19 protein-coding genes are annotated in these 17,934 nt (G+C 31.3%); 6 read left to right on the forward strand and 13 right to left on the reverse strand.

Annotated elements, in window-relative coordinates; translation table 11 throughout:
- Positions 1-114: 114 nt before the first annotated feature.
- The 5 genes from ABWP78_RS07495 to ABWP78_RS07515 form a co-directional block, all read right to left on the reverse strand.
- A complete protein-coding gene (locus ABWP78_RS07495) occupies positions 115-510 on the reverse strand; it encodes a hypothetical protein (protein ID WP_353170212.1) in 396 nt (131 codons plus the stop codon).
- A 225-nt stretch (positions 511-735) separates the two neighbouring features.
- Positions 736-1,131: a hypothetical protein gene (locus ABWP78_RS07500; RefSeq protein WP_353170212.1), complete on the reverse strand. Its 396-nt coding sequence runs from the start codon at positions 1,129-1,131 to the stop codon at positions 736-738.
- Between the two features lie 285 nt (positions 1,132-1,416).
- Entirely contained in the window at positions 1,417-2,193 is a 777-nt protein-coding gene (locus ABWP78_RS07505; RefSeq protein ID WP_353170214.1) for a hypothetical protein, read from the reverse strand.
- A gap of 190 nt (positions 2,194-2,383) precedes the next feature.
- A complete protein-coding gene (locus ABWP78_RS07510) occupies positions 2,384-3,412 on the reverse strand; it encodes a proline iminopeptidase-family hydrolase (protein WP_353170215.1) in 1,029 nt (342 codons plus the stop codon).
- Between the two features lies 1 nt (position 3,413).
- Complete coding sequence (locus ABWP78_RS07515; RefSeq protein ID WP_353170216.1) at positions 3,414-5,189, reverse strand: AMP-dependent synthetase/ligase; 1,776 nt, start codon at positions 5,187-5,189, stop codon at positions 3,414-3,416.
- A gap of 158 nt (positions 5,190-5,347) precedes the next feature.
- Between ABWP78_RS07515 and ABWP78_RS07520 the strand changes: the two genes are divergently transcribed.
- The gene (locus ABWP78_RS07520) at positions 5,348-5,917 is read left to right on the forward strand and encodes a dual specificity protein phosphatase family protein (protein ID WP_353170218.1); all 570 of its coding nucleotides are present in this window, start codon (positions 5,348-5,350) and stop codon (positions 5,915-5,917) included.
- 105 nt (positions 5,918-6,022) lie between these two features.
- Here the strand turns inward: ABWP78_RS07520 and ABWP78_RS07525 are convergent, their stop codons facing one another.
- The 5 genes from ABWP78_RS07525 to ABWP78_RS07545 all read right to left on the reverse strand — a co-directional run bounded on the left by ABWP78_RS07525 (position 6,023) and on the right by ABWP78_RS07545 (position 10,164).
- On the reverse strand, positions 6,023-6,796 hold the full coding sequence (locus ABWP78_RS07525; RefSeq protein ID WP_353170220.1) for a sulfite exporter TauE/SafE family protein: 774 nt from the start codon (positions 6,794-6,796) through the stop codon (positions 6,023-6,025).
- Positions 6,797-6,878: 82 nt separating this feature from the next.
- A complete protein-coding gene (gene tpiA / locus ABWP78_RS07530; protein ID WP_353170222.1) occupies positions 6,879-7,628 on the reverse strand; it encodes a triose-phosphate isomerase in 750 nt (249 codons plus the stop codon).
- Positions 7,629-7,745: 117 nt separating this feature from the next.
- The gene (locus ABWP78_RS07535; RefSeq protein WP_353170224.1) at positions 7,746-8,237 is read right to left on the reverse strand and encodes a TlpA family protein disulfide reductase; all 492 of its coding nucleotides are present in this window, start codon (positions 8,235-8,237) and stop codon (positions 7,746-7,748) included.
- Between the two features lie 101 nt (positions 8,238-8,338).
- The gene (locus ABWP78_RS07540; protein ID WP_353170226.1) at positions 8,339-9,436 is read right to left on the reverse strand and encodes a MauE/DoxX family redox-associated membrane protein; all 1,098 of its coding nucleotides are present in this window, start codon (positions 9,434-9,436) and stop codon (positions 8,339-8,341) included.
- A 185-nt stretch (positions 9,437-9,621) separates the two neighbouring features.
- Positions 9,622-10,164: a DUF1599 domain-containing protein gene (locus tag ABWP78_RS07545; RefSeq protein WP_291241336.1), complete on the reverse strand. Its 543-nt coding sequence runs from the start codon at positions 10,162-10,164 to the stop codon at positions 9,622-9,624.
- Between the two features lie 47 nt (positions 10,165-10,211).
- On the opposite strand from ABWP78_RS07545, the gene folP reads away from it, so the two are divergent.
- Both folP and rlmH read left to right on the forward strand, forming a co-directional pair.
- On the forward strand, positions 10,212-11,039 hold the full coding sequence (gene folP / locus ABWP78_RS07550) for a dihydropteroate synthase (RefSeq protein WP_353170227.1): 828 nt from the start codon (positions 10,212-10,214) through the stop codon (positions 11,037-11,039).
- Positions 11,040-11,110: 71 nt separating this feature from the next.
- Positions 11,111-11,584, forward strand: a complete 474-nt coding sequence (gene rlmH / locus ABWP78_RS07555) for a 23S rRNA (pseudouridine(1915)-N(3))-methyltransferase RlmH (protein ID WP_353170229.1) — start codon at positions 11,111-11,113, stop codon at positions 11,582-11,584.
- Positions 11,585-11,636: 52 nt separating this feature from the next.
- Here rlmH and ABWP78_RS07560 read toward each other — a convergent pair whose 3' ends face one another.
- On the reverse strand, positions 11,637-12,353 hold the full coding sequence (locus ABWP78_RS07560) for a YebC/PmpR family DNA-binding transcriptional regulator (RefSeq protein WP_353170230.1): 717 nt from the start codon (positions 12,351-12,353) through the stop codon (positions 11,637-11,639).
- Between the two features lie 163 nt (positions 12,354-12,516).
- Here ABWP78_RS07560 and ABWP78_RS07565 point away from each other — a divergent pair, with 163 nt between their 5' ends.
- Positions 12,517-14,187, forward strand: a complete 1,671-nt coding sequence (locus tag ABWP78_RS07565; RefSeq protein WP_353170231.1) for a pseudouridine synthase — start codon at positions 12,517-12,519, stop codon at positions 14,185-14,187.
- Positions 14,188-14,217: 30 nt separating this feature from the next.
- Here the strand turns inward: ABWP78_RS07565 and hutI are convergent, their stop codons facing one another.
- Positions 14,218-15,459 (reverse strand): imidazolonepropionase, encoded by a 1,242-nt coding sequence (gene hutI, locus ABWP78_RS07570; RefSeq protein WP_353170232.1) that lies wholly within the window; start codon positions 15,457-15,459, stop codon positions 14,218-14,220.
- A gap of 289 nt (positions 15,460-15,748) precedes the next feature.
- Positions 15,749-16,336 (reverse strand): transposase, encoded by a 588-nt coding sequence (locus ABWP78_RS07575; protein ID WP_353170234.1) that lies wholly within the window; start codon positions 16,334-16,336, stop codon positions 15,749-15,751.
- Positions 16,337-16,424: 88 nt separating this feature from the next.
- Here ABWP78_RS07575 and corA point away from each other — a divergent pair, with 88 nt between their 5' ends.
- Together corA and ABWP78_RS07585 are read left to right on the forward strand one after the other, a co-directional pair.
- A complete protein-coding gene (gene corA, locus ABWP78_RS07580) occupies positions 16,425-17,489 on the forward strand; it encodes a magnesium/cobalt transporter CorA (RefSeq protein ID WP_353170236.1) in 1,065 nt (354 codons plus the stop codon).
- Positions 17,490-17,580: 91 nt separating this feature from the next.
- Positions 17,581-17,904 carry an ArsR/SmtB family transcription factor gene (locus ABWP78_RS07585; RefSeq protein ID WP_353170238.1) on the forward strand — a complete coding sequence of 108 codons (324 nt, stop codon included), beginning with the start codon at positions 17,581-17,583 and terminating at the stop codon, positions 17,902-17,904.
- The last annotated feature ends 30 nt before the right edge of the window (positions 17,905-17,934 follow it).

The raw sequence follows: 17,934 nt of genomic DNA on the forward strand, positions 1-17,934 counted from the left end.
ATGAATTTTATTTAGAAATTAATTAACCATAAATTTGCTTTTTAACACAGTTCATACTGAACTTGTTTCAGTATCTGAATTTATTAAACTTCAGTAGGTTTTGGGTTGACTTTATTAATCAATCCTATGATATGTGATTGATTTGCAATGTTTCACTTTTCCCTTTTCATCGGGGCAACTATAAAACCAAATTTGACGAAATACAATCTTTATCAAACCGTCATTCAAACTTTGGTCCCCGTCAATTTGAGTAAGTCTAAAAAAACCATTTTCTTTTTTGAATGTACCTTTTCTTATATCTACCATCCATTTTTTATAATCTTTTGTAGTATCTGATATTTTTTTCGAGTATTTACGATTTACAAAAGTGTAATCTTCATATAACTCCATTTCGTATACCAAAGTATCATTATCTTTTTCGCCAAGATGTAAAGTGTATGTCTTTTTTGGATTTTGTGCAAGTCCAGAAACAGAAATAATTATTATGATGAAGAGTAAGAGTTTTTTCATGTAATTTGAATTTATACGTTTCACGTTATTGAAAGTATTGTTTAATTTTTTGGTATCAGTTTTCCTTAATTTTCAACGCTTCCTTTAGTTATATTTAAAACCACGAGAAAGGATTCGCGCGGTAGCGGGGTTTTCTATAGAATATTTATTTTATTCGTTTTGTCATAATGAACTTGTTTCAGTATCTGAATTTATTAAACTTCAGTAGGTTTTGGGTTGACTTTATTAATCAATCCTATGATATGTGATTGATTTGCAATGTTTCACTTTTCCCTTTTCATCGGGGCAACTATAAAACCAAATTTGACGAAATACAATCTTTATCAAACCGTCATTCAAACTTTGGTCCCCGTCAATTTGAGTAAGTCTAAAAAAACCATTTTCTTTTTTGAATGTACCTTTTCTTATATCTACCATCCATTTTTTATAATCTTTTGTAGTATCTGATATTTTTTTCGAGTATTTACGATTTACAAAAGTGTAATCTTCATATAACTCCATTTCGTATACCAAAGTATCATTATCTTTTTCGCCAAGATGTAAAGTGTATGTCTTTTTTGGATTTTGTGCAAGTCCAGAAACAGAAATAATTATTATGATGAAGAGTAAGAGTTTTTTCATGTAATTTGAATTTATACGTTTCACGTTATTGAAAGTATTGTTTAATTTTTTGGTATCAGTTTTCCTTAATTTTCAACGCTTCCTTTAGTTATATTTAAAACCACGAGAAAGGATTCGCGCGGTAGCGGGGTTTTCTATAGAATATTTATTTTATTCGTTTTGTCATAATGAACTTGTTTCAGTATCTTATTTATTAAATTTAAAACGCTTTGATTAACTAGTATTTACTACAAATTTCGTAAAATTCGCAAACTTGCTAAACCGTTGTTAGCTGCTGCCATTTGCTTAAAGTTTTTGTAAATTTTCAAAATTAAATTTATATTGTTTTATAATTCGATTACTGTTTTCAACAACTCTTTCATTTATAAAATCTATCAATTTGTCAGTCGCATTTTCTCCAATTCTTGTAATGTTTGGAGTATCACATATGTCCCCTGGCAAGTGAATTTGATTTCGTAAATTACGATAATCTTCTACCATACCAATAATGTCGCTTGAAACAGTTAAGGCATTAGCATAGTCAGTCTCATTGCATATTGTATTAAAACTAAGACTCTGCTCTGTGATGCCTTGTAAAATGTTAATTTGTTTTATTGTGTCGTATTTAAAGCTTCCAAAATTGAAAAATTCTTCTTTAGTAATAGGTCTTTTGAATTGTTCGTTTTTTAAGTTTTTAAATGGTTCACTTTTATCAATAACATTAACGACATAATCATTTTGCAATAACCAAGATTTAAAGTGTAGTTCAAATCCTGTCGCAATGTAAAAAAACTCAAGGTTTATAAATTTCATTAGTCTCCATTGTTCAACTGAAATCTGATACTTATGAATATCAAATGTACCAACCAAAAGTTCTTTTTTAGTCTGTTCAGATTGAATTTTCAGTTGTCGGTGCTGTCCAAGGGTAACAGATAAATTGAATATTTTTAAAGCCTCTATATTAAGTGAAACAACAAAATGGTCTCTATTAAAGTTGTCCTTATATGCTAATTGGGTTCGTTTGAATACATCACAACCACTTAGGTTTCTTTGTCTAGCTTCAAACTCTGTAATTAAGGCCATATTTAGTTGTTATTTATGGTTGCAGCTAAATTGTATATATATCTGTCAAAATCATACTTATCTACCCAAATTTTTGGTTAATATGTCTTACAAAATCCATTATTATCTTTTTTCAAAGTTAACAAATCGATTCCAATATTCTTTGTAGAATGATTCCTACAAAAATGAGAGAAGTTTTTATAATTTTATCTTACAATTTCTTTTCATCCACATCCTTTAAAAACTGAATTACACCTGTAAAATACGTTTTTTGGTCGTCGTATTGTGATAAATGGCTGCCGTTTTTACAAAATAAAAAACGTCCGTTTTGTACTTGTGTCGCCATCCATTTCATGTGTTCAGGATCCATAGTGTCATATTTTGCGCCAATGGTTAAGGTAGGAACGGTCAACTCTTTTAATCGTTTGGAAACATCCCAGTTTTTAATGTAGGCATCACCAGTAATACCAAATTCGCTATAGCCTTGCATAGAAATATACACTTCCGAGTTGATATGTTTAAAACTTCTGGTAATGGATTCAGGCCATTCTTTTTGTGGTTTTCTTAAAATATGTTGGGTATAATAATGTTCAAAAAGCAATTCCGTATAACGTGGATTGGCAAAATCACTATTTTTTTCCAATTGCATAATTTCGTTATACACGTCTTTGTTCAATTGCGGACCCAATACCTCCTTAGCATATTTGTTATACAACGGAATGCTTGAAACCATATTAGAAATAATCAATCCTTTTAAGTTTTTCTGATATTTCAAGGCATAATCCATCGCTAAAATCCCACCCCAAGATTGTCCCAAAATGTAAAAATTATCTTTATTTAAACCAAGTGCTATGCGTACTTGTTCCACTTCTTCTACAAAGCGTTCATTCGTCCAAAGCGATTTGTCTTTTGGCTGGTCGGAATAATATGAACCCAATTGGTCGTAATAAATAAATTCGATACCTTCTTTTGGAAAATAGCCTTCAAAAGATTCATATAATTCGTGCGTTAAACCAGGTCCGCCGTGCAAAAGCAATACTTTTATTTTCGGGTTGTTTCCAATTCGTTTTGTCCAAACCTTAAAAGTACCTTTTGGTGTTTTTATAGGAATCATTTTAATACCACCCGTGTATTGGTCTTCTTTTGAATCAAAAGTATGGTAGCGCTGTAACGAAAAATCTTCGCTCTTTTTACAAGAAAAACAAGCGAAGACTAACGATATGAAGAATATTTTTTTCATATTAAGAGTTGTAAATTTTATCGTAAAGGGTTTGGTATTTCTCTTTGATTATTTTACGTTTTAATTTCATTGTTGGTGTTAAATGCCCTGCATCAATAGACCATAAATCGGGTGTTAATTCAAAACGTTTTACTTGTTCCCAATTACCAAATTTTTTGTTAGCTTCATCAATATCTTCTTGAATACGTGCAATAACTTTTGGATTGTTACAAAGGTCTTCATTAGAATTTCCTAAATCAATTTTATGTCTTAATGCCCATTCTTTTACAAAATCAAATGCAGGTTGAATGAAAGCCGCAGGCATTTTTTCGCCATCGCCAATAACCATAATTTGCTCGATAAAACGAGATTGTTTGAAAGAGTTTTCTAAAACTTGTGGTGCAACATATTTTCCACCAGACGTTTTAAACATTTCTTTTTTACGATCAGTGATTTTTAAAAAGCCATCGGCATCAATCTCACCAATGTCGCCCGTATGGAAATAACCGTTTTTAATTACTTCTGCGGTTTGTGCTTCGTCTTTGTAATAGCCAATCATTACGTTTGGTCCTTTACAAAGAATTTCGCCGTCTTCCGCAATTTTAACTTCTACGTTTTCAATTACTCTACCAACAGTTCCAATTCTGAAACCGCCATTTCGCATATCGTTTACAGAAATTACTGGAGACGTTTCTGTTAATCCGTAACCTTCCATAACCGGAATTCCAGCTGCGGTAAATACTTTTGTTAAACGCGTTTGTAAAGCCGCACTTCCAGAAACTAACATTTCCAGTTCGCCACCTAAACCTTCTTGCCATTTTGAAAAAATTAATTTTCGGGCAATACCTAGTTGGAAATTATAAAAAGCACCATTTGCGTTGTAAGGTTTGTAATTCATACCCAAATCTAATGCCCAAAAGAATAATCGCTTTTTAATTCCTGTTAAATCGGCTCCTTTTGCGTAAATTTTATCGTATACTTTTTCTAAAAGTCTTGGTACAACTGACATTACGTGTGGATGTACTTCTTTTAAATTGTCAGATATTTTTTCAATACTTTCCGCAAAATAAATAGATATACCACCATATTGATACAAATACGTTAACATTCTTTCGAAAATATGACAAATCGGTAAGAAACTCAACGCACGCGTGCTTCCTTTTCGTAATGGCATTCTTTTATCTGAATTTAAAACATCAGAAACAATGTTGTCGTGCGAAAGCATTACACCTTTTGGTCGGCCTGTAGTTCCAGAAGTGTAAATTATAGTTGCTAAATCGGAAGGTAAAACCGCATCTTTACGAGCTTCTACGTCATTTTGGTTTGCGGTATCGTTACCTGTTTCTAACAAATCACTCCATTTTTTACAACCAGAAATTTCGTTAAACGAATAAATATCTTTTAATAATGGAATATTAGCGTGTACGGCTTTTAATTTATCATACACTTCTTGGTCGGATACAAAACAGTATTTTGCTTCAGAATGATTTAAAATATATTCGTAATCTTCAGAAGATATTGTTGGATATATAGGAACGTTTTGTGCTCCAGTTTGCAAAATTCCAATATCTGAAATGTGCCATTCTGTTCTGTTATTTGAAGAAATGATAGCGATTTTATCGTTTTTTTCTACACCAATGTTTAATAAAGCTCTTGATAAAGCATTGGCTTTATTTAAATATTCTTGAGTAGAAGTTTTAATCCAGTCAGTACCGTATTTGGTTACCAAAGCATCTGGTAAGTTGTAATTTTCTAGCTGATAATAAGGAAAATCAAAAAGTCGTGTTACATTTTTCATATGAAATAGTTTTTAAACTGCAATTTATAAAAAAATTGTAACTTTATAAAAAAATTATCCGAAAAACTTTGAATAGTATTAATTTTGCAACAATAACACTTTAATTTAATTATTGATAAAAGTGGTTTTTAAGTAAAAAGTGATTTAACTATAGTAAAATGAAAAAGAAAATATTAGTTTCAGTTGTAGTAATTGTTGCGCTTTTTTGGGCAAAAAGTTATTTTTACGATTATAAAATAAATCATAATTTTAAAGTAATTTCTGAAGGTAAAGTATATAAAAGCGGGGTGATTCCACCAGAAGATATTGCTGATTTTGTAAAAGAGCACCAAATTAAAAGTATCATCGATTTACGTTTTCCAGGAACCGGTGACGATATTAATAATCCAGAAATTCCAGTAGAACTTATTGCAGAAAAAGAAGCGGCTGCTAAAATTAAGGGGTTGAATTATTTTAATTTAGGTTCAGATCAAGTGCCAAAACCTGAAAATTTAGACATTTTTTTTAAAATCATGGACAACAAAGCAAATTATCCAGTGCTTATTCATTGTTTTCACGGCGTGGGAAGAGCTGAAATGTATTCTGCCATTTATCGTATAGAATATGAAAATTGGGACAGAGACGAAGCCAGAAAAGAAACCCGTTTTTTAACCAAGTTTAGTTCTTTCGATTTAGGAAAACCAAAAGGCGATTTTTTGCATAATTATGTGAAAAGGGAGATTAGATAATAGAATATAGAGTAAAGAAAATAGAATCTGAAACAAGTTCAGATTGACAAGCTTTTTAATTTAATCTGTGCAAATCTGTTCAATCCGTTCAATCGGTGTACCCATCTAAACAATCCCCAATCCAAGAGCAATCGCAAATACAATAATCATAAATGCCACAATTTTCTGAATGGTGTTTATGGTTATTTTTTTTACCAATTTGTTTCCAAAATATACACCTATAAACGCAGCAAGTGTTGCAACAATAAGTAAATTCCAGTGTAAACTATCTTTCACTTTTGAAATGTTGGTAAAATACACCGACATTCTGCTCACATCAATCATACAAGCGATAATTACGCCTGTAGCTATAAAAGCTTCTTTAGACAAACCAACTTTTGTTAAAAAGGCACTACGTAATGCACCTTGATGACCGGAAAGTCCGCCAAAAAAGCCGCTTAATATACCACCAAGAGGCAAATACTTTTCTGGAAATTGTAAGTTTTTTAGTTTCGGAAGTAATTCAAATATAGCAAAGAAAATTAGTAAAACAGCCACAATAACTTTCATCAATGTAATTTTAAACACGTATTGTTGTATGGTGTATTCTCCTAAAATATTGGCATTGGTAATTTTATCTAACAAAAATGCCCCAAGTAATGCAAAAATCAAAGCAGGAATTCCAAATTGTACTGCAATTTTCCAATTAATATGTTTTTTAACCAAAACGAATTTAAATGCATTGTTCAAAAAATGTACAATCGCTGTTAAAGCAATCGCGACATCTACAGGAAAAAACAAAGCAAATGCAGGTAATAATAAGGTTCCCAATCCAAAACCAGAGAAAAAGGTTAGGGCAGAAGCAAGTAATGCTACAATAGGAATTAGGATGTATTCCATTTTTGAGTTTAAAGTTTAAAGTTTAAAGTTTAAAGTTTCAGGTTGTTTTAATTAACTTGAAACCTTAAACTTGAAACAAAAATTATATTCCATTAATAATTCCGAAAAAATCGTTGGCGTTTAATGCCGCTCCTCCAATTAATCCGCCATCAACATCTGGTTTAGTAAATATTTCTTTGGCGTTGTCTGCTTTTACACTTCCACCGTAAAGGATGGAAACATTTTCCGAAATTTCACTTCCAAATACTTTATCTACTAAATTTCTAATAAATAAATGCATTTCTTGTGCTTGTTCTGGAGAGGCCGTTTCACCCGTTCCAATTGCCCAAACAGGTTCGTAAGCCAAAACAATATTTTTCCAGTTTTCTTTTGAAATATGAAACAAACCATCACGTAATTGGTATTCCACAACGTTAAAATGATTGTCGCTTTGTCTGTCTTTTAATTCTTCGCCAAAGCAAAAAATAACGGTCATATCGTGTGCTAATGCGGTAGCTACTTTATTGGCTAATAAGGCATCATTTTCGTGAAAATAAGCTCTTCTTTCACTGTGTCCTAAAATAACAGTACTAACGCCAATACTGGTTAACATTGATGCAGAAACTTCACCTGTAAACGCGCCACCTTCTGCCTGATGCATATTTTGTGCTGCGATTTTAATGTCTGAACCCGCTACTAATTCAATAGCTTTTGCTAAATAAGGAAAAGGAGTAGCTAAAATAACTTCCGCTGAATTGTTTGGCTTATTGTTTTTAATTTCATTGATTAATTCAATGGCTTGCGGTAAGGTTTTGTTCATTTTCCAGTTACCGGCTACGATGTTTTTTCTCATTTTTTAATTTAGTTACAATATTTTTTTTAAACACAGATTGGAGAAATTATTGATATTATTAAAATTTTTCCAATCTGTGTTTAAATAATAAAAAAAGATTCTTTGGGTTATGATATTTTATTTAGATGTTTCTATACTTTCAATGATTTTATCGAAGTCTTTTTCGATGGCGCGGAATAAAACAATTTTTCCTTCTTTGTTAATTACAATAAAACGAGGAATCCAGTCCAATTTTATTGAAGATCCAAATTCACCTTTCATTCCGTCTTTAATTAGATAATTTTCGCCCGTAACCTCGTGTTTTTCAATGCCGTTTTTCCAAGCATCAAAGGTTTTATCACAAGATAAATTCACAAAAGCAACTTCTGGATATCTGGCTTTTAAATCTTTTACTTCCGGCATGTTTTTGACGCAATCAGAACACCAAGATGCCCAAACTTCAATTACCACAGTTTTACCTTGATTTTGCTTTAAAATTTCGTCGAAAGAAATCTCTTGATTTTCAGAGTTGATTAATTTTGCAGTTAAACTTTCTTTTGAAAATTCGGTTTGTGCTTGGCAAGATGTTAACCCAAGTCCTAATGCTAATGTAGCTAAGATTTTTTTCATAATACTGATTTTAGTTGTTTCGCAAAGGTTCGCAAAGTTAAAGCAAAGATTCGCAAAAATATTTTGTGTTTCTCTGTGTAATTTTGTGTATCTCTGCGTTATTATTTTTTGTATATAACTTTCTCTAATGCTTTACTGTTAAATGCTTTTTCGGCAATTCCATCAAAAAATTTAATTACGTTTCCGTTGTGTAAATATACTACACCAGGCGTGTCTTTTCCTGTGCCTAATTTCGTCCAAAAAGGAATGACGTCTATTACTTTATGTGGGAATTGTTTTCCAGCATATTTAAAGAAATCTGGAATTTTTTCCGCTTCTTCATCCATAAAAACAATCTGTACTTCAGGAAAATCTTTATGTTTTTTTTGTAAAGCATTTAAGTCTTTTGCAGCATCTCTACAATGTTCGCAACCTGGAACGAAAAAGCACACTATTTTTTGACCTTTATCAATATCTGCATATAAGTCGGAATAACCAGAAATGGCTTGTTTTGGACCTACTTCTTTTTTGATTTCTTCAACCGGTTTATCTGTTTTTAATTTGGATGAATCGATGGTTTTAATTTCCTCGATTTTTTCTGAATCCGTTAGTTTTGATATTGTATCAGTTGAAATATTGATATTGTCATTACTATTTGAAATTGAAACTGAACTCGCTTTCATTGGGGCCAACATAAATAATCCTAATATACAAGACAATGTGATGCTGGTTAACATCCAAATATTCGATTTTTTATCGTTTTCTGAAATTTTCCATAACCAAATTAATAATCCAACTGCGATGATATTTTTAATAATGGCTTCAATTGGTGTCATTGGTATTAATTCGCCAAAACAACCACAATTTCCTGAATTTCCGCCACTTAAAAAAGTTACATAACTCAAATGAATGATGAAAACACTTAACAATCCCACTGTTGCAGGAATAGTAATGCGTTTTAAGAAATGATTATTAAGCAATAAAAAGCCAAGAGCAAATTCGATTCCAATTAAAATTCTTGAAAAATAGGGTGCAAGTGATTCCGAAAATCCTAAAGTTAAAAGTTGTTTGACTTCAAAAGTAGAAATAGCAAAATAGGGAGAAAAATCGATAAATGGAAAATCAGAAATCCATCCTTTAGATATTTTCGCAATTGCTGAAACTATAAATAGTAAGGCAATAATTATTCTTAGCGTCCAAGAAATATTTTTTTTGTTCATTTTTTTATTTGTTACGCAGAGTTACACAAAGATTACACAGAGCTTCACTGAGTTTTTTAATTTATCAAATATAAGTTAGTAAATTGATACCTGTTGTTAATGAAATGTTATTGTATTTCCAGAGATTTTTAAATGTAATTTTTTGCGTGTCTTTGCGATTAACTTTGCGAATCTCTGTGAAACAATTACTCTCCAAATTTCATCAAAATCAAAGCAAAAACCGAATAGTTTATCATATCTTGATAGTTGGCATCAATACCTTCAGAAACTAATGTTTTTCCTTGGTTGTCTTCAATTTGTTTCACGCGTAATAACTTTTGAATAATCAAATCCGTTAGTGAGCTCACACGCATATCGCGCCAAGCTTCCCCATAATCGTGATTTTTATCTTCCATTAGTTCTTTCGTGATTTCAATTTTATGATTGAATAATTTTATCGCTTCATCTGCTGATAAATCAGGTTGAGAGGCAATTCCTTTATCCATTTGAATTAAAGCCATTACGCAATAATTGATAATTCCAATAAATTCTGACGTTTCATCTTCATCTACTTTTCTTACGTCATTTTCTTGTAAACTTCTAATACGTTGCGCTTTAATAAATATTTGATCGGTTAATGATGGCAAACGTAAAACACGCCAAGCCGTACCATAATCGTGCGCTTTTTTTGTAAATAATTCTCTGCAAACAGCTATAACTTTGTCGTATTCTTGTGAGGTATTGCTCATTATTATTTTATATTTGTATCAAACTTCAAATATAAGTAAAAAATACGATGTCAACAATAAACTGTAAAGGAACACTCATCAACTTATCAACACCTAAAGTAATGGGTATTGTTAATGTAACGCCAGATTCATTTTTTGATGGTGGAAAACTTACCGATGCTGATGCTGTTGTATTTCAGGTAGAAAAGATGCTTCAAGAAGGTGCTACATTTATTGATTTAGGTGGCTATTCCAGTAAACCAGGAGCCGAATTTGTTTCCGAAGCAGAAGAATTGAATCGAGTAATACCTGTTGTCAAGTTATTAGTTGAAAATTTCCCGGATATTTTACTTTCTATCGATACTTTTAGAAGTGAAGTAGCCAAACAAGCCATCGAAAATGGTGCAGCTTTAATTAATGATATTTCTGCCGGATTGTTAGATGAAAATATGTTTGAAACAGTCGCTAAATTGCAAGTTCCGTATATTATGATGCATATGAAAGGCACACCTAAAACCATGCAAAGTTTAGCCAATTATGACGATTTACTAAAAGAAATGAATTTTTACTTTTCTGAACGAATTGCAAAAGCGAGACGTTTTGGTTTAAACGACATCATCATCGATCCTGGCTTTGGATTTGCGAAAACCTTAGAACAGAATTACGAATTGCTACAGAATTTAGAACTGCTACAATTTCACGATTTACCTATTTTAGCTGGTATTTCAAGAAAATCTATGATTTATAAAGCATTAGAAACGGCACCAGAAGAAGCTTTAAATGGAACAACTTTTTTACACGCGTTTTGTTTACAAAAAGGCGCTACTATTTTAAGAGTTCACGATGTAAAAGAGGCGGTGGAGTGCGTGAAGCTAATGAGTCAATTAGATAATTGATTGAATGCTAACTATATATATATTATAAAACTATAACATAGCAACTATCTATGTGTTTAAAATGATTCCAAATGAACATCAAACTTATCGCCATAGGGAAAACAGATAATAAAAATCTTAACCCATTAATTGAAGAATATACCAAGCGATTGGGGTTTTATATTAAGTTCGATTTGGAAGTGATTCCGGATATAAAAAACGTGAAAAATTTATCGGAATCCGAACAAAAAACAAAAGAAGGGCAACTTATTTTAGGAAAATTAGCACCAACCGATCAATTAATTTTATTGGACGAAAACGGAAAGGAATATACTAGTGTTGGATTTTCTGATTTTTTACAAAAGAAAATGAACTCTGGAATTAAAACGTTAGTATTTGTAATTGGTGGACCTTACGGATTTTCAGAAGAAGTCTATCAAAAAGCACAAGGAAAAGTCGCTTTATCTCAAATGACTTTTTCACATCAAATGGTGCGTTTATTTGTAATTGAACAAATTTATAGAGGGTTTACCATTTTGAATAACGAACCGTATCATCATCAATAATTAATTAATGTGCCAATGAGTCAATGTGCCAATTATCTAATTGCCTAATTATCTAATTCTCCAACATAGTATGAAACACGTTCATCACATCATCGTCTTCTTCAATTTTCTCTAATAATTTTTCAACATCAGCTACTTGTTCTGGTGTTAATTCTTTAGTTACTTGCGGAATTCTATCAAATCCAGAAGATAAAATTTCTAAACCTCTTGTTTCTAATTCTTTCTGAATGGCTCCAAAACTTTCAAAAGGCGCGTACATTAAAATGCCGTCTTCATCATCAGCGAAAATTTCTTCTACACCAAAATCAATCATTTCTAATTCTAATTCGTCAATATCTTGTCCAGCAGCAGGAATTCTGAAATTACAAGTATGATCAAACATAAATTCTACTGAACCTTGCGTCCCCATTGTACCATTACATTTATTAAAATAACTTCTAATATTCGCAACCGTTCTGTTGTTGTTATCAGAAGCGGTTTCTATTAAAATGGCAATGCCGTGTGGCGCATATCCTTCAAATAATATTTCTTTATAGTTTGCGGTGTCTTTGTCTGTAGCTTTTTTAATGGCGCGTTCTACGTTTTCTTTAGGCATATTTACCGCCTTAGAGTTTTGTATAACGGCTCTTAAACGCGAGTTGGCTTCCGGGTTTGGACCTCCTTCTTTTACGGCCATTACAATGTCTTTACCAATTCTGGTAAATGCTTTAGCCATTGCTGACCAACGCTTCATTTTTCTTCCTTTTCTGAATTCAAACGCTCTTCCCATTTCTCGTTTTGGATTTATATATGATTGCAAAAATAAAATAAGCAAACAGTAAAAAAAAATGTTTGCCCTTTTTTTTTAGTTTAAAAATATGTATTTCATTGCTGCGGGATTTTTTGGATTTTGATATTTCACTTTTGGAATTTTTAAATGTTATCTTTGCGAAATGCAAAACGATTTTTTTCAACCTTTTTCAGCCGATATTTCAGGAATTTCGTTACCTGAAAAATTTACGTTTCCGTTTTATTATCAACCACATAAATTGAGTGAAATTGCGGCTACATCTTTGCAAGATTATTTAGCCACTCAAACTAATTTTGATCATAATTTTGGATTAGATTCTGCTCAGAAAGGTTTGGTTATTGGAAAAATGTTTGGTGTTTTGGTTTGTCAAAATGAAAAAGGTGAATTAGGCTATTTATGGTCGTTTTCAGGAAAATTAGCAAATGAAAACCATCACAAATACTTTGTGCCAACGGTTTTTGATATGTTGACAGAAGACAGCTTTTTTCGTAAAGAAGAAGAAGTATTAAATGCTATCAATCGTACCGTTGAAATTTTAGAAAATTCCGATAATTATTTAAAGGAATTAGATAATTTCAAGAAAACAAAGATTCAAGCAGCAACCGAATTGCAAAATCAGAAAATTAGAATTAAAGAACAAAAACTACTTCGTGACGAAAGAAGAATTCAAATAGAATCCATCTTAAATCAAGAAGAATTATTTGAATTTAACAATCAACTAGCTGAAGAAAGTAAGAAAGAAAGTATTTTGTTGAAAAAAATGACCAAATATTGGAAATTGACTTTACAAACTTTAGAAGAAAAAGGATTGGTTTTTTCGAATGAATTGATGCAATTAAAAGAAGAAAGAAAGGCAAAATCGGCAGCTTTACAACAAAAATTATTTTCAGAATATTCCTTTTATAATCAATACCAAGAGAAGAAAAGTTTAGCCGAAATTTTTAATAACAATCCGCCTGCTGGTGCCGGAGAATGTGCCGCACCAAAGTTATTGCATTATGCATTTCAGAATGATTTAAAGCCCATTTGTATGGCCGAATTTTGGTGGGGACAATCGCCAAATTCTGAAGTACGACAACACAAGCAATTTTACCCATCTTGTAAAAGTAAATGCGAACCTATTTTGATGGGACATATGCTTAAAGATTTAGAAATGGAAGAAAATCCATTTATTATGAATCACGCAGCAGGAAAAGACATTGAAATTGTATATGAAGATGAGGTTATGCTTGCCATAAATAAACCTACGGAATTTTTATCCGTTCCAGGAAAAACCATTTCAGATTCAGTTTATGCTCGAATTAAGGAAAAATATCCGGATGCCACAGGTCCTTTAATTGTACATCGATTGGATATGTCAACGTCTGGAATTATGCTTATCGCGAAAAATGAAACTACAGCCGTACAATTACAAAGTCAGTTTATAAATAGAACGATAAAAAAGCGTTACGTGGCACTTTTAGATGGTTTGTTGGAAAAATCTCACGGATATATTGATTTGCCTTTGCGAGTAGATTTAGAGGACAGACCAAGGCAATTGGTTTGTTACGAACACGGAAAATCGGCACAAACCAAGTGGAAAATAATTGAAATTAAAAACGGTAAAACGAAAGTTCATTTTTATCCGATTACGGGGCGAACACATCAATTACGTGTACACGCTTCTCATAGTTTAGGACTTCATACACCAATAACAGGTGATGATTTATATGGTACGAAAGCCAATAGATTGCATCTTCACGCCGAATATATTCAGTTTGAACATCCGATTTCAAAGGAAATTATGGAGATTTTGGTGGAAGCGGAGTTTTAGGTTTGCCGCAAAGAGGCAATCTTTGTGAACTTAGCGGTTAAATATTTCCCCATTCAACCAAACACCATCAATCAAATTAGTAGCAAAACAATACGGAATTTCAAAGAAACTATGTAAAGGTTTTGTAATAATCAAATTGGCTTTTTTGCCTTTTGTAATACTTCCGTGTGATTCGCTTAAATCCATTGCGTAGGCACCGTTAATTGTCGCTGCATTTATGGCTTCTTCTGGAGTCATTTTCATTTTGATACAAGCCGTTGCAACCACAAAATGCATATTTCCTGAAGGCGTTGTTCCTGGATTAAAATCTGAAGCTAAGGCTAAAGGTAAACCAGCATGCAACATTTGTCGGGCTGGCGTGTACGGAATCGAAATGAAATACGAACAACTTGGTAAAGCTACTGGCATACAATCAGAACCTTTTAAAATTTCGATATCTTCATCCGTTACAATTTCTAAATGGTCTACGCTTAAAGCACCGTTTTCTACACAAGCTTTTATTCCGTTAATTGCTGTAAACTGATTTACGTGAATTTTTGGTTTTAAACCATATTTTTTACCTGCTTCCATTATCTGAATGGTTTCAGAAACACTAAAATAACCCGTTTCTAAAAAAGCATCAATATAATCGGCTAAATGTTCTGCTGCGATTTTGGGTAGCATTTCATTGATAATCAAATCGATATACGCTTGATGATTTTTTTTGTATTCCTTAGGAAATGCGTGTGCACCAAGGAAAGTTGCCTTTATAGCAATTGGATAGTTTTCTTTTAGCTTTTTGATTACACGAAGCATTTTTAATTCGCCTTCTACAGTTAAACCGTAACCTGATTTAATTTCAACTGCTCCGGTACCTTGGGAAATGATTTCTTCCAAACGTTTTTTCGATTGGTTGTAAATCTCTTCTTCGGAAGTTTCATTTAATTTCTTAGCTGAATTTAATATTCCGCCACCACGATTGGCAATTTCTTCGTATGACAACCCATTTATTCTATCTACAAACTCGCCACTTCTATTTCCGGCATATACAATATGGGTGTGACTGTCGCAAAAACTGGGCATTACAATTTTTCCAGTAGCATCAATTACTGTCGCATTTTTTACATTTGGACAATTTTCCATCAAACCAAAATCAGAAATAAGATCATTTTCCAAAACTAAAAAAGCATTCTCTAAAATGGGTAAATGCGCCATTTCCGAACCTGAAACTTTTTTAATTGAAGTTTCTCTAACTTGGAGTAATTGTTTTATATTTATAATTATGGTTTGCATATTTATTTTTTTTAAAGACCTAACAGGTTTTTGAAACCTGTTAGGTCTGATTTCCTTACTTTTCTTTTAACTTATATAGAACGATTATATTACATTTCCATTCCTTTAAGCACTTTTTTATTTATTTTGTTCATCAGATATTTCTCATTAAATTTTAGTTTCTCTCATTTGGAGTTATTTTTTTATGTTTATAATGATGAAATTTATTTTTTAAAGACCTAACAGGTTTTTGAAACCTGTTAGGTCTGATTTGCTTAATTTTATTTTATAACTCATTTGAACGATTATTTTATATTTCCATTCCTTTTAGTACCTCTTCATTTATTTTGTTCATCAGATATTTCTCATTATGCCAATATTCAAAATTATCAAAATCAATTAAACTAAATATAAACTCTTTACTTATTTTAGATTTTTTAGTAGTAATATATGTATTATATGATGAAAATTTATACTTTTTGAAGTCATCTATTAGGTTGTGATTTGATGGATTCAGATGAACATAAGCAATGAGTTGTATTAAATATTCTTCGTTTTCAACTTTTTTTCTTTTTAAGTGCTCTTGAAACAAACTTCCAGTTCTATTGTATTTTTTATTTATACTTTTTGAATAAGAATTGAATAAATTTGAAAAAGGCAAGTGTAATTTATTAATTATATTCTCTGGTAAGTATTCAATGTCCTTAATTCTCAATACTATGTGAAAATGATTTTTTAATAAACAATATGCATATATGTCACAAATAGGTAATAAATATTTTTCTACTAAACCTAAAAAATAAGTATAGTTGTCCGTTTCTAAGAATATATTTTCTTTATTATTCCCTCTATTGAAAATATGATACGTTACACCAGCTTCAAATTTATCTTGATTCATTTTTATTATTTAAACCTAACAGGTTTTTGAAACCTTTTAGGTTATTTAGTTATATTTGTAAAAGGTAAAAATACTTATTTAATATAAAGTGCGAAAACTATTATACAAAAAAGGACGAAAAGTTATACCAACTCTAATAGAGTATACAGGTAAACATGAAAATGCAACACCTGAAATGCAACTATTTGTGTACAATTCTGAGGAATTATCTGAATTTGAGGATATAAAGTTATCTCAATTAGATAAACATTTAGATTACACAAAAAACAATTGGATTAATTTGCACGGCTTGTCGGACATTACCTTAATTAAGGAAATTGGTATAAAATTTAAAATTGATGATTTTATTTTAGGTGATATTTTAAATATTCTGAAACGATCTAAAGTTGAGGAGTACAATCATACCCTATTTTTTAATATTAAGTCCTTACTTCCAGATTCAAATGGTATTGATGTAGAGCAAATAAGTTTTATTTTACGTGATGATTTCTTGTTTTCGTTCCAGGAGAAAAAAAGTGATTTTTTCCTTCATATTCGAGAAAGAATGCGACAACAAGCTGGAATTGTTAGAGATAGAAAAGTCGATTATTTACTCTATTTGCTTTTAGACGCCGTTATGGAAAACTTTTATATAACCATAGAAAGCGAAGAGCAAAAAATTGATGCGGTTATTGATTTAATCAAAACCAAACCCAATCCAAAAATTTTAGAAGAAATTGAACGCCATAGAGATAATTTAAACTTTTTGCGTCGTTCCATTGTGCCGCTTCGCGATTCTTTACACTCCATAAAAAGTATGAAAGATGACGATGTTTTTAATGTAATAACAGTTGAAAATTATACTTTTTTCTCAAGATTGCATCAGAAATGTTTAGAATTATTAGATCAGGTGGATGCCGATTTGAGTTCGTTAGAAAGTGCTTCTTCGTTTTATTTTTCATTACAAAGTCATAAAATGAATGAAGTGATGAAAACCTTAACTGTGGTTTCTGTGTTTTTCATGCCGTTAACTTTTGTTGCAGGAGTTTACGGAATGAACTTTGATAACATGCCAGAACTTCATTGGAAATATGGCTACTTTTATGTAGTAGCGGGCATGTTTTTATTGTTTGTATCTATGATTATTTATTTCAAAAAACGTAATTGGTTTTAAATTAAATTATATAAAATGTTTCTGTTTTTTCATGAAACATTTTTTTGTTATCCACATATATCGTAATATTGCAATATATAAATATGATATAATGGGAATTACAAAATCTGAATCTTTTACAACAGAACAAAACGATATGGCCAACTTGTTTAAAGCTATGGCAAATCCAGCTAGAGTAGCTATTATTCAATATTTATTAAAGGTCGATTCTTGTATTTGTGGTGATATTGTAAACGAATTGCCATTGGCACAACCTACCATTTCTCAACATTTGAAAGAATTAAAAAATGCCAATATCATTCAAGGTACCATTGAAGGTAAATCAATTTGTTATTGTTTGAATAAAGACGTATTTGAATCTATTGGACGTTATTTTATGGGAATGTATATTAAGTTAGACGCCAAATGTTGTTAAATAAATATTTTACGCTTTTGCATCAAAAAT

Source organism: Flavobacterium sp. (genome assembly GCF_040402955.1).
In the GTDB taxonomy this organism is placed as follows: Bacteria; Bacteroidota; Bacteroidia; order Flavobacteriales; family Flavobacteriaceae; genus Flavobacterium.